13 protein-coding genes are annotated in these 12,123 nt (G+C 64.3%); 8 read left to right on the top strand and 5 right to left on the bottom strand.

Features of this window, described 5'->3' with window-relative positions; translation table 11 throughout:
• The first annotated feature begins 141 nt into the window (after positions 1-141).
• Positions 142-810 carry a hypothetical protein gene (locus ACFQ9R_RS11285; RefSeq protein ID WP_378990305.1) on the top strand — a complete coding sequence of 223 codons (669 nt, stop codon included), beginning with the start codon at positions 142-144 and terminating at the stop codon, positions 808-810.
• 326 nt (positions 811-1,136) lie between these two features.
• Here the strand turns inward: ACFQ9R_RS11285 and ACFQ9R_RS11280 are convergent, their stop codons facing one another.
• Both ACFQ9R_RS11280 and ACFQ9R_RS11275 read right to left on the bottom strand, forming a co-directional pair.
• On the bottom strand, positions 1,137-1,376 hold the full coding sequence (locus ACFQ9R_RS11280; RefSeq protein ID WP_378990304.1) for a hypothetical protein: 240 nt from the start codon (positions 1,374-1,376) through the stop codon (positions 1,137-1,139).
• A gap of 131 nt (positions 1,377-1,507) precedes the next feature.
• Positions 1,508-2,170, bottom strand: a complete 663-nt coding sequence (locus tag ACFQ9R_RS11275; RefSeq protein ID WP_378990303.1) for a TetR/AcrR family transcriptional regulator — start codon at positions 2,168-2,170, stop codon at positions 1,508-1,510.
• A 561-nt stretch (positions 2,171-2,731) separates the two neighbouring features.
• Between ACFQ9R_RS11275 and ACFQ9R_RS11270 the strand changes: the two genes are divergently transcribed.
• From ACFQ9R_RS11270 to ACFQ9R_RS11245, 6 genes are all read left to right on the top strand, one after another.
• Positions 2,732-3,469, top strand: coding sequence for a hypothetical protein (locus tag ACFQ9R_RS11270; RefSeq protein WP_084472288.1), 738 nt, complete (start codon positions 2,732-2,734; stop codon positions 3,467-3,469).
• Between the two features lie 30 nt (positions 3,470-3,499).
• Entirely contained in the window at positions 3,500-3,937 is a 438-nt protein-coding gene (locus ACFQ9R_RS11265) for a hypothetical protein (protein ID WP_067445123.1), read from the top strand.
• Positions 3,938-3,950: 13 nt separating this feature from the next.
• Entirely contained in the window at positions 3,951-4,652 is a 702-nt protein-coding gene (locus tag ACFQ9R_RS11260; protein WP_378990302.1) for a TetR family transcriptional regulator, read from the top strand.
• A gap of 213 nt (positions 4,653-4,865) precedes the next feature.
• The gene (locus ACFQ9R_RS11255) at positions 4,866-6,395 is read left to right on the top strand and encodes a nitric oxide reductase activation protein NorD (RefSeq protein WP_378990301.1); all 1,530 of its coding nucleotides are present in this window, start codon (positions 4,866-4,868) and stop codon (positions 6,393-6,395) included.
• Positions 6,392-7,198 carry an AAA family ATPase gene (locus ACFQ9R_RS11250; RefSeq protein ID WP_067445129.1) on the top strand — a complete coding sequence of 269 codons (807 nt, stop codon included), beginning with the start codon at positions 6,392-6,394 and terminating at the stop codon, positions 7,196-7,198. The genes ACFQ9R_RS11255 and ACFQ9R_RS11250 overlap by 4 nt, the downstream gene beginning before the upstream one ends.
• A 377-nt stretch (positions 7,199-7,575) precedes the next feature.
• Positions 7,576-7,968, top strand: coding sequence for a nitroreductase/quinone reductase family protein (locus ACFQ9R_RS11245; RefSeq protein ID WP_378990300.1), 393 nt, complete (start codon positions 7,576-7,578; stop codon positions 7,966-7,968).
• 309 nt (positions 7,969-8,277) lie between these two features.
• Here the strand turns inward: ACFQ9R_RS11245 and ACFQ9R_RS11240 are convergent, their stop codons facing one another.
• The 3 genes from ACFQ9R_RS11240 to ACFQ9R_RS11230 are packed head-to-tail and all read right to left on the bottom strand — an operon-like array spanning position 8,278 to position 10,494.
• Positions 8,278-8,688, bottom strand: coding sequence for a hypothetical protein (locus ACFQ9R_RS11240; protein ID WP_378990299.1), 411 nt, complete (start codon positions 8,686-8,688; stop codon positions 8,278-8,280).
• A gap of 55 nt (positions 8,689-8,743) precedes the next feature.
• A complete protein-coding gene (locus ACFQ9R_RS11235; RefSeq protein WP_378990298.1) occupies positions 8,744-9,568 on the bottom strand; it encodes an SAM-dependent methyltransferase in 825 nt (274 codons plus the stop codon).
• 32 nt (positions 9,569-9,600) lie between these two features.
• Positions 9,601-10,494, bottom strand: a complete 894-nt coding sequence (locus ACFQ9R_RS11230) for a helix-turn-helix domain-containing protein (RefSeq protein ID WP_378990297.1) — start codon at positions 10,492-10,494, stop codon at positions 9,601-9,603.
• Between ACFQ9R_RS11230 and ACFQ9R_RS11225 the strand changes: the two genes are divergently transcribed.
• Positions 10,493-12,109: a hypothetical protein gene (locus ACFQ9R_RS11225; protein WP_378990296.1), complete on the top strand. Its 1,617-nt coding sequence runs from the start codon at positions 10,493-10,495 to the stop codon at positions 12,107-12,109. The two genes, ACFQ9R_RS11230 and ACFQ9R_RS11225, sit on opposite strands and share 2 nt — an antisense overlap.
• The last annotated feature ends 14 nt before the right edge of the window (positions 12,110-12,123 follow it).

Genomic DNA, 12,123 nt, shown 5'->3' with positions numbered 1-12,123 from the left:
GTCACGACTCACGCGAATCATTGCCCAGCGTAGAGAAAATTGGAGTGTGGGAGGGCTTGCGGCGGTAGTGTCGGAGGCTCTTCGGGGAAGTTCGGATCAACCTCGCTGCAGGTGTGTCATCGGAACTTGGTGGGAGAGGCGATGGTTGGTAGGGCGCTGGCGTTCCTGGTCGGGGCCGGACTGGTGGTGTTCGCGCTGGCGCATGCCGTGGATCCGTTTCACCAGACGCGGGAGTATCGGCATCAGGTGGCATGTGAGAAGAGTGCGGGCAGCTGCTTCGACGAAGAGACCGTCACCATCATCGAGAAGGACACGTCCACTTCGACTTCCACCCACTTCAACGACGATGGAACCACCAGCACGACCACGACGAATCACCTCACGATCAGGTGGATGCGCGACGGGACGCAGCATTCGCACGACGTGAACGGCGAACTTTTCGCCAAGGCCCGCGAAGGTGGGCAGGCGACATTGCGGACGTGGCAGGGACAGGTCGTCGGCGTCGTCATCGACGGGCAGTCCGATTCCTACAACCCGCGTCAGACCGGGCGTCTGGGGTGGTGGCTGTGGCTGGCGTTCGTGGGGGTCGGGCTGGCGTTGGTAGGGATATTCGAGCCGGTGGGAGTGTTCATGGGGGCATTCCGGCTGGGTGCGTGGGCTTTCGCCGCAGCCGTGCCGCTCGGAGTGTTCGTGCCGACCCTGCTCGCCAACGGGATGGAGCCGAATTTCGGGTTCGTCGTCCTGGCAGGGGTCACGGTGTTGTTCACCGGGGCCGGGATGGCGATGCTGGTGACCTCGCTTCGCGACTGAGCTCGCCCGGAGGGAGTTCGCCCGAGCGTCGGGGCATGGTTCGACACCGAATTGGACAGCGCGAGATACCTGGTGTTGATTGGCACAGCTACCTACCTCGAACGATGGTTGCAGAGGCTGTGCCGAGGAATCGCAATGTGCAGCCCGGCCACACACAGGCACGACCCTCAGTACTGCATGCAGCGGTCTACCCACTCGGTGGTAGCACCAGGTCAGTGACCGGCCATGCACAACCCGGCTTCCGCGGGGTCCGCACCGATAAGCCCCCGACGAGGCCGGCCTCCCCACCTGGGCGGCAATGATCGGGATGCAGACGTTATCGGGGGTCAGTCGCGGGTCTTGTAGGTGATGAGGCCGCCGACGCTGCAGCGTTCAATCATGTTCAGGTCGTAGATGTTCGGGTCGGCTGCGAGCTGCTTTGCCTTGATTTCGGACCCCAGGTCTCCCGCAGTAGTCGCCGGAAATTTGAGCTCGTGGTCGAGGTCGGGTAGGCAACGCCTTGTTGTCGCAGGTTCGATTCCTCGGCAGGACACGCAAACATGGGCAACCGGAAAACGCCTGGTCATCGCGGATTCCTCTTTGAGCTGATACCCAACATCCCAGACATCGAAGCTTATCGGCTGTTGGTGCGAGCTATCCCACCGTCTGCTCGCGTACTCGGGTTGGTGGTGAGGTGGTAGCCGACCCGGATGTCTTCTCATGGTGTCGTCGCAGGAGCGGTTTCGGGAGCTGATCGACTTGGGGCGTTGTCGGCGACGGTAGCCCAGGTCCTGATCGAGGGGCCGAGCCATCGGTGGAGGTATTCGCGCAGTTGTTCGGGGGTGCGTGTGGGGCTTTCCGTCTGGTCGGACAGGAATGACTGGACGATCCGTTGGATCCATTCGACAAGCTCGTCGAGGGTGCTGGAATCGATGGTGGTCCGTGTCCAGTCGACGGATGTTCGTTCGACCAGCAGGGCGCGTGCGATCGCGCGCGTGGTTTCGGAGGTAACTGTGCGCAGCAGGGTGTGGGTGGATTCCTCGAACATCAGTTGCAGGTAGGGCTGCGAGGGCACCTGCGTGATGATGAACGTGACGCCTTCTACGGCGGCTTCGGCGAGGTCGTCGAAGGATCGAAGGTGGTCGCCGAGTTGATCGAGGAACTCCCGGGTGCCTTCGACCGCCGCCGCTTGCAGGAGTGTGGCGGTGCCCTCGTAGTAGCGGTACACGGTGGCGCGACTCAACCCCAGCGAGGACGCGACGTCGGAGATGGTGGTGCGCGCACCACGGCGTTCGACGCAGCGGTGGGTGGCCTCGAGGATCCGAGCGCGCGCTTCGTCGTCGGTTGCCGGTGGATGGCCTAGCCAGCCTGTTGTGCGCATACGTCGAATCTATCGTCTCGACGGTCCGGGCCGATGCTGAGCGGGCGGTAGGGGCGGTCGCCGCGCGGGGCATCGGCTGAGATCCGACGGCATTCGCGGGCCCTGTTCCGAAGAGCCCTGGACAGCAGGAGATACAACATGGTAAACCTGTATCGCCTGTTATTTTCTGGCCATGAAGGGAATTTGACACGGCGTGCCGAGACCGAGAATTCACGGCATGCCGCCATCGAGCGTGCAGATTGTGTAAGTGCGCTCGATACCGAAGTCCTCTGTTTGCGCAACCCTATCTTCGACGATGCCGTCTGTGGCGGTGTTCGTTGGTTTACTTGTGGGCTGTGCCCGTAGTGCGGAGGCGAACTGTGACGTGGCATTTCTCTGAATAGAGTCAGTGTTGCGCGAGTTGCTCTCGGCACTTCAAGAGGAATCGGTCGATAGTGCAGAACTATTGGCGATCGATGTATTCGGCTCCGGAACGGTGAGTGTCTCCGGTCGCTATCAGCTGCGCGCCGGAAACGTTTCGTCGCGCTTCGAGTCGTAATTCAGGAGTTGGTGAGGACTTTCATGAACTTGTCGATATTCAACCGACAGTCGGGTGAGAAACGGGCGGACTCGCCGCCGGGGCCGGGTGGTTCGGTGTCCTACGATCAGCATCTGGACGAGTCTTCGGCAGCTCAACGCGAGGCCGACCGGTGGTTGATCGTGGGCACGGTGCTGATGGGCACGTTGGTGCTGGGTTTGATCGGGCTGCCGATCTTCCTGCGGGGATTGTGGCTACTGCGGCGCGCTCAGCAGGCGAATCTGTCGGTGCGCCCCATGATCGTGACCGTAATCGGGTATCTGGTGATCCTGGACGCCGCGATCAACACCGTGGGATGGGTACTGGATATCTTCGCCAGCCACAGCCTGGTGAATCGGGTGTTCTTCACCGGTTGGGGCAACTTCTTCGATGCCGGGTATTTCTGGCACTACAACGAATTGTGGATCGGTGGTGCCGGTGCGCCCGGAGAGAAGTCGTGGGAGATCGCCAGTATCTTCATCGTATTCCCGCTGCGGATCGCTGCCGCGATCGCTTTCCTTCGGATGCAGCGCTGGGGTCATCAATGGCTGATCGTCACCTGCTGGTTCGGTGTGGTGATGTGGGTCGGATATATCGCGAACATGACCATTTATGCGGACCTGCGGTACAGCGGGACGGTGCTTCCGGTGTTCGGTTGGTGGCTCTACGACATCTGGTACATAACGCCATTCCTGGCCATTCCCTATCTGCACACAGTCAATCGTGAGATCTTCTCCGACTGAAATTCCCCGCGAAACACGGAGACACAGAAAATGACCGATCAAAGCAGCAGTCGAACTCCGGAGCAGGACACTTCGCTTCCGGCCGGCACCACGCCGACGTTCGCTCGAATGCACAAATGGCTCCAACGGGCGATCATGGTGTGCCTGTTCGCGCTCGTCGTGGAGGGCTCTCTGACCGTTCCTGCGATCGCGATCTGGTATGGCTACCCATCGCTGTCGCTGACCGAGATCTGTAGCGAGCTGATGAAGGTGCGCTACTCCGACGATGCGCTCGAGTGCGAGTTCCCCTACCCGTTGTCCGGCCCGCCCTTCGGCGGCGCGCCGGAAGCTGCGAACCAGACCACCGCACGCGATGAGTGGGGAATACAACCGAAGCCGGACTACGAACGAATCGGCTTCCGCGAACTGGTCCGCAACCACGACGAGCGGATCGCCCGAGAGAATGCCGCGAAGTCGCCGCCTCGGTGACACCAGCCGCCCGGTGACACCGGGCCGGAACAACCAAGACGTCAGCAGGTCCGGTCGCGCTCGTGAGATTGTCGAGCGCGGCTCGATCCCAGTGCTGAACTTTGAGGATCGACACATGAGCACGGTCACGATCGCGGCCATTGCAGGCTCGCGGAGACTCCGGCAGATCAAAACCCGCGAGCGACTTTTCGAGGCGGCGGTGGCGCAGTTCGGGGTTGCCGGGATGGCCGCGGCCGACCTCGGCGAGATTGCCGCGGCGGCAGGCGTCGCCCGCGCGACGTTCTACTTCCACTTCCCGAACAAGGAGCACATCCTTCTCGCGTTGGCCGACCGCGAGGAGGCAGCGATCGCGCAGAGCCTGCGGAGTTCGGTTTCGGCACCGCGGGATCTGGCGACCTCGTTGGCGCGAACCATCGATCTCGTGCTCGCGCTCGAGAGCCGGTTCGGCACAGCGTTGTTCCGGGATCTCATGTCGGAGCGTTTCATGTCCGACCGCCGATCCCAGCGATGGCCGCAGTGCCCGGTCGCCGCCGCCGTAGCCGCGATCATCGAAAGCTCTGCCGCGCAGCGGAAGATTCCCGCGCATCAGAGCGCGATGTTCTTCGTCGATGGCCTGTATGGGCTGCTGGCGGTCACCGGCGAAGCCAGGCAGCTGCGTCACACGGTCCTCGACAGCTACCTGCTGACCACCGTACGAAGTCTCGAAGCCCGATAGGCGGGCACCGGTCCTGGTCGTGGGCATCACGATTCGGGCCGATGACACGATCTGGAGTGAGAAACATGTGGCAGGAAATTTTTCGCCTGACGGTGTGCTGGGGCGCGATGATCGCGATCGTCGTGTTCTGGTACTGGCTCATCAAGAACATCGGAACCTTCTGATCATGGACCCCCGACATCGCGACTGTCGATCGGTACATCAGGAGGTCTCTTGTACCCCGACGATCTGAGCCACGCACTGGCCGTCGAGCGTGGATGTTCGGTGACCGCGGTTGCCTTCTCCGAGAAGCGGCGAGAAGGCGTGCGGTTGATGAGCGGGCCCGCGCGCGGGTTCGGTTTGAACCGTGCCCGCACACTCGTGAGCGTTCCCTACCCGGTGATGGCGCCGGAATGGACGCGCGCGACGCTCACCTGTGGTGTCGCGTTGCAGTGTTCGCCGTCCAAGGACCGCATCGCCGCCTACGCATTGCACGAGCTGTCACCACGTCAGCGTGTGGCGCTGTCCTGGGTGGAAGGCGGTGTCGCGGCCGGATGGATCGCCGAGCGTTTTCCCGGTCTGGTGCCGGAGTTGCGGCGAATCGCCCCCGACCTCGAGATCGCCGACCACGATCTGGAGGGGCACGCGATGCTGGAGCGTGCGATGGAACTGGCCCGCTCGCGGCCACTGCCGCCACACCCGTTGCTGGGCGGATTGCCGTTGGCGACGGCGGCCCGGGGCGTGTTGGCGGCGACGATCCGCCGGGTCTACGGCCGGATGCCGTGGAGTTCCGCACGCAGCGACCGCCGAGGGATGGTCACCATCCCTGTCGGTGGCGACGGAGGGGAGCGCAGCTCTACGCTTCCGCCGCCGAGCCGTCCCGAAGACGAGGACTTCGAGGTCCGGACCGATCAGCGCTCGGGGATCCCATATCCGGAGTGGAATCTGTGGACCGGATCGTTTCTGGCGGACCACGTCGCAGTTGTCGAACGCCGCCACTCGACCCGCAGTACACCGGTCACCGCGGTCTCGCCCGATATCCGGCGGTGGTTCGAACAGCGCACTCACCGGGAAATGCGCGGTGGACTCGAGGACGGCTCCGATCTCGACATCGACCGTTACGTACGCCACCACGTCGCGGTGCGGACCGGCGCGGCCGGGCAGCCGAAAATCTTCCGGGAGTTGGTACCCAGCTCACGTGATTGCACGACAGCGCTCTTGCTGGACGGCAGTTCGTCGCTCGGGCTCAACGGCGGCAGGATCTTCGCACTGGAACTCGCGTGCGCGGACGCGATGTCACGGGCGATGACACTGGCCCGGGAAAGACACGCGATTTTCGTTTTCACCGGCAACACCAGGCACCGAGTCGAAGTCGGCTGCCTGAAGGACTTCGCCGATCCGCATTTCGTCGATCCGAGCAAGGCCGGACTCATGACCGGCGGCTACACCCGCTTGGGCGCACCTGTGCGGCACCTCACCAAGCGGCTGCTCGAGCAACCCAGCGAACGGCGACTGCTGATCATCATCGGCGACGGACTGATGTCCGACGAAGGCTACGAGGGCCGCTACGCGTTCGCCGATGTCGCACATGCGGTCGCCGAGGCCGAGGAGGCGGGCGTGCTCACCTACTACCTCGGGGTCGGCCCCACCCGCGTCGACCCGCTGCCCGAAGTGTTCGGGTCACGCCGGTCACAGCGGATTCGTCAGGTCGAGGACCTTCCGAGAGTCCTGGCAAACATCCATCGAGAGTTGACAACCCAATGAATACCGATCGATACCTCGCCCACAGCAGTGAAGTCCGCCTGTTCGAGCGGGCCTTCCATCAACACCTGCCCGTGATGCTGACCGGCCCCACCGGATGCGGGAAAACCCGTTTCGTCGAGCACATGGGCCGCGCCCTCGGGCGTGAGGTCGTCACCATCAGCTGCCACGACGACCTCACCAGCTCCGACCTGGTCGGTCGATTCATGGTCACCGGCGGTGACGTCATCTGGACCGACGGACCGCTGACACGCGCGGTCAAGACCGGCGCGATCTGCTACCTCGACGAAGTGGTCGAGGCTCGCCACGACTCACTCGCGATCCTGCACTCGCTGACCGATCACCGGCGAACCCTCTACCTCGACCGCGCCGACGAAACAGTCCTCGCACCAGCAGATTTCATGCTGGTCTGTTCCTACAACCCGGCCTACCGCAGCTCGCTCAAGGAACTCAAACCCTCCTTCCGGCAACGCTTCGTCACCCTCGGGATGGACTACCTGCCACCCGATCGTGAAGCAGAGGTGATCACCGCCGAATCCGGCGTCGAGGTCGCCACCGCGCACCGACTCGTCGGTTGCGCCACCACCATCCGCCAGGCCGACCAGGCTTTCCACTTCGAACCGCCCTCCACCCGGGTTCTGGTCGCTGCGGCGCGATTGGTCGCCGCGGGAGTTGACGAACTCGAGGCGGCCCAGGTCTGCATCCTGGCGCCGCTCAGCAGCGACGGAGCGATCCACGACGGATTGCGAGAGATCGCAGCCGCACACCTGTCGCCCACTGCCACACACATCCAGTCCACGAACTAGGAGTCGCTATGAACGAACAGGACCGCAACCGCAAGCGCGCGTTGATCGTCTTCCAGATCATGATGTACGGGTACCTGCTGACAATGTTCCTCATCCAGGTCAACATGCTGATGACCCGTGACTGGTAAGAATCTGCCCGCCAGCACCGTGATCAGATCGTCGGCGGCCGATGCCGGGCAGCTCGGAGCGTAAGCGTTTATTGGCGTGAACCACGCACGGGTGTCGCTGAATTCGTGGCGGCTCAGTCAGTTTGTGCATGCCCGGTCATTGACCATGGTTGCGGCCTCGGGGTTGTCGCGGGACGCCCAACGATCAATGACCGGGTGCAACGCCGCGCTGACCCGTTGGCCAACAACTGGCTCAGTAAGATTTGGAATGTGACCAAGCTGCGAGACCTGCAACACCGAGTGGTGACGGCAGGGCAACGATACATCGGTAACCCGATCATGGGACGGTTGCCGATTCAGACCCTGCTCGAAACAACGGGGCGCAAAAGCGGTCAGCCGCGGGTCACGCCGATCGGCGGCCGTCGAAGCGGCAACTCCTTCTGGCTCGTTTCCGAGTTCGGTGAAAAATCCCAATACATTCGAAACATCCAGGTGAACAACCGTGTTCGACTGCGTATTCGTGGACGGTGGTACTCCGGCACCGCTCACTTGGTGCGCGGCGACGACGCACGAGCTCGGCTTCGTGAGCTGCCGCGGGCCAACAGCGCAGTGGTACGAGCGGTTGGTACCGATCTGCTGACCGTTCGCATCGACTTGGACTGAGCTAGCGGAATTTCTCAGCTCGTTCGGTTGGGAAGTGGCTGGTGTGCGACCTGAGGCGGATGCAGCCATGGCAGAGGTAGCCGGTGAGCGGCATACAGCTCGACCTTCGACTGACGGCGCTGGGCCGACTCACGCCGCATCCCGGAGCCGCGGCCCGCGCACCCCTCACCCGACCCGAATATCAGCACCTACACCGGTTTCGGGGTCGGTGGCCATGTCGGATCTGAGCGGAGGGTGCGGGGTATCGCGGCTGTCAGGAGGTGCTGCGGCCGAGCTGTGCCGGCACGCGGCGGCTCACGGCTGAGTCGGTCACGCGGCGTGGGAGAGGAAGGTCGATCGTTCGAACTCGCGGTGCCGAACCGCGTGGACGAACGCGGTGTATTCGAGGTGGTCGAAGAAGAGCCGGGCGGCTCCGGCGGAGGCACGGCATTCCGGCGCGGCGCTGAATTCGTAGAGGTCGTCGGATGCTCGGGTGATCGTCAGGGCGCCACGGATGGGCCGGTCTGCTCGGATCGCGGCCTGAAGGGCCTCGAACTGGTGGTGGTCGAGGGTCAGGCATTCCTCGAGGGGGACAGGGTGTGCGGTGGTGACCGGGCGCGCGAGTTTGTCGTCCCAGATGAGGGTGCGGTGGTTGTCGCGGTAGACCATCACGCACGCCTGTTGGGGGGAACTGGCGGCCGCTTTGCGGAAGTGAGCAGCGGGCGGTGTCGGTAACGACATGGTGGATCCTTTCGAACAGCGCTGCCGGCGACGGTGCCGGCAGCGCGGGCACACACTAGGGGAGACTGCCGATAGCCGCGAAATTGCAGGGGCGGGCGTAGTCGTCGTGGTCGATCGGCTGTTCGGGTCGCCAGTCGGTGGCGTAGGTGATGCCGGGGTCGGCGATCGTCCATCCGTCGAAGAAGGTCTGGAACTGCGCGCGGGTGCGCAGGGTGACCGGTGTGCTGGCATCGGTGAAGACCGCCGCGCCTGCGGCGACCTGTGCTTTGATCTCCGCGCCCGCGTCTTCGAGGGACACGTGTGTCATCGCGATGTGGCTACCGGGGGCGAGGGCATCGCGCAGTTGCGCGACGATCTTGCCGGGCTCGCTGGCGTCGGTGACCCAGGGAAGCACCGAAACCAGTAGCAGCCCAACGGGTTCGGTGAAGTCGATCAGGCGCTGGGTATCGGGGTGGGCGAGAATGCGCGCGGGGTCGCGCAGATCGGCGTCGACCATCGTCGCGGTGTCGGTGACGCCCTGTTCACGCAGCAGGTCGCGGGCCCGGTTGATCGCTTCTTCGTCGTTGTCGACGTACACGACGCGGGAATCGGGGGCGAGCTCGCGCGCGACCTCGTGGGTGTTGCCGCCGGTCGGCAGGCCGGACCCGATGTCGAGGAACTGGCGAATTCCGGTGCCGGCCATGTAGCGAACGGCGCGGGCGAGAAACCGGCGATTGTGCTGGGCCCACAGGGGATAGAAGGGGATGTCGGCGTAGAGCCGATGAATGAACGGCAGATCCGATTCGAAGATCACCTCGCCGGTGACCATGTGGTGATAGATGCGTGCGGAGCTGGGTTTGTTGGTGTCGATCGGGCGTGGCTCGAAGTCGCTGTCGGACATCGTGATTCCTCTGCGGTTGCGGTGGTGCCGGTCTATCGCTGAATGGTGGGGCGGCTGCGGAGGCCGCGGACGAGGTGTTCCATGAACTGACGTGAGTCGTGGGGGCTCAAGGCGGTCATCGCCAGGCGGTTGAAGATCTTGTCGCGGATACCGACGGCGGGTTTGTCATCGATGTAGCGGATCTCGCCCTGCGCTTCGACGACGGCCATCTCGAGATCGCCGGCCGCTCCCGGGGAGGGCACGCGAACCAGGATGTAGCGGTCTTCCATGCCGGCGCCAGGTGCTTGGTGGGTGAAGGGCATGACCTGGATCTGGATGTTGGGTCGGGCGGACAGCTCGAGCAGGTGGGTGATCTGGTCGAGCATCACCGCGTCTCCGCCGTAGGTGCGGCGCAGGCAGGATTCGGACAGGATCGCGTGGAACTCGGGTGCGCCCCGCGCGAGCAGGATTCGCTGACGCGCGACGCGGGCTCGGACGTAGTCGTCCACGGTGACCGCGTCCGGATCGTCGGGGTCGAGTTGGAGGGGTTCGTGCAGCGCGCGGATGTAGCTCTCGTGCTGGAGCAGGCCGGGAACGATCTCGGCAGCGGTCTCGCGTAGTCGATCCGCCACCGCCTCGAGGTCGACGAGCAGTCGCAGTTCCTCGATGTAGGCGCGGCGGTAGCCGGAGTTCCAGAATCCGCGGCGATGGCTGTCTTCGCGGAGATCGAGCAGGATCGCGATGTAGTCGTGGTCGGTCACGCCGAGCTGCCTGACCAGCTCGTCGAGTGCCTGGGCGCTCAGATTTCCCGTGCCGCTGATCACCGCCGCGATGCGGGACTGGCTCACCCCGATCATCTTTCCCGCGTCGGCCTGGGTAGTGCGAGACCGGCGCAGAAGCGCGTCGATCTCTCGACCTAGCAGCACTTTTCGTGCGGTTCGTGCCATGGATCCCACCGTATCGGGCTGCTGGGCGGCGGCTGCCACCTGTTTCGCAATCCTGATTATCAGGTTAGATTATCAACCACGATTATTTGGCGAACAAGTCGGAGGGTGTATCCGAACTGCGACATACCCTGCGGCGCAAGAAGAGTGGGGCCCACTCATGGACGTCACCGACCCAGACACCCTCCGCGGCACTCTCGATGCCGGAGCCGCGAACAGCTGGGGGCAGCGACTTCGGACCTATCGTCGCGCTCGATTAGGGCTCAGCCGTGGGGATTTCGCCGAGTTGATCAACGACCGAGCTCGCCGCGACAGCGTCAATGTCGCGTGTTCGGAACGACACATCGCGCGCTGGGAACTCGGCGAGGTCCGCAGGCCCAGCAAGTCCTATCGCGTTCTGCTGGCTGCGCTCGGCGCACCGGTTCCCGAGATCGATTCCGTGCTGTCCTCGCCGGGCCTGAATGTGGGGTTCGCTCGTGAAGTGGTGTCACAGGCTCCCGAGTTCGTCGGTGCCGGTACGCGGCGCGGCGCGGATGCGACGCTGCTGGAGGCCCTCGCGACCGCCGTGGTCGGTTCCGCTGACATCCTGACGCCCTGGTTGCCTTCCCTCGACGTTCCCGAGATGCCCTGCGACACAGGGTGCCTCGATCTCGATGCGGTGCGCAGCGCCACCTCGGGATTGCGGGAACGCGATCAGCGACACGGTGGTGGCTCGGTCGCGCGCACGGCCGTCGATCTCCTGAAATCGACGACCGCGCTGCTGGCCGGATACCGCGGACACACGACGCTCGCGCACGCACTGCTGGTCGCCACCGCCGATCTGGCCCGGCTGATCGGGTGGGCCTACCACGACATCGGTGACCAGCATCGCGCCCGCCAATACGCCACCATGGCTTTGGTTTCCGCGCGGCGAGCGGGTGCGGACAGCCTGGTCGCGTCAACGCTCTACGTGCTGGGGCGGATCAGCTTGATCGAACGCGACCCGCGCGTCGCTCTGCGGATGTTCCAACTCGGCCAGCTACCTGCCCAAGACGCCACCGGCGGTGGGGAATCGGCGCGCTTGTATGCCAATGAGGCCTGGGCGCACGCGATGATGGGCGACGTCGACCGGATGCGGACCGCGCTCGCCCGAGCCGAAGACGAGATCGCCCGGGTCGCAGATCATCCCATCGACCCGTGGACCCGGGTGTTCTTCACCCCCGGAGAGTTCACCGGGATGCGATCGGTGATCTACAACGAGTACGCCCTGACAGCCCGCGGACAGACCGCGCAACATTACACAGCCGAAGCCGTCGATGCCGCTCGCGCCTCGTTGGCCGCGTCCACGCCGGGACGACCTGCCCGCAGCATTCTGTTCGACAACATCACCATCGCCACGGGCACCTTCCGCCTCGGCCAGATCGATGACGCGGTCTCCGTCGCGACGGCTTGCCTGGACATGACCGGTCAGGTCGACAGCGGGCGAGTCGGCGACCGGCTGGGGCAGCTGGTGCACGCCGCGAGTCTCGCGTCCTCGCGATCCGATGTTCGCGATCTCTGTCAGACGATCCGGCGGGCCGTCCGCACCGCCCGGCACACTCCGCACCAGCTGACCGAACATCGCCTCGCGACCGCGTAGCAATGTCGACGCAA

Source organism: Nocardia sp. NPDC056541 (assembly GCF_042794235.1).
In the GTDB taxonomy this organism is placed as follows: domain Bacteria; phylum Actinomycetota; class Actinomycetes; order Mycobacteriales; family Mycobacteriaceae; genus Nocardia.
Note: the sequence above shows the minus strand (reverse complement) of the source record. Positions and strands in the feature narration are given on the sequence as shown.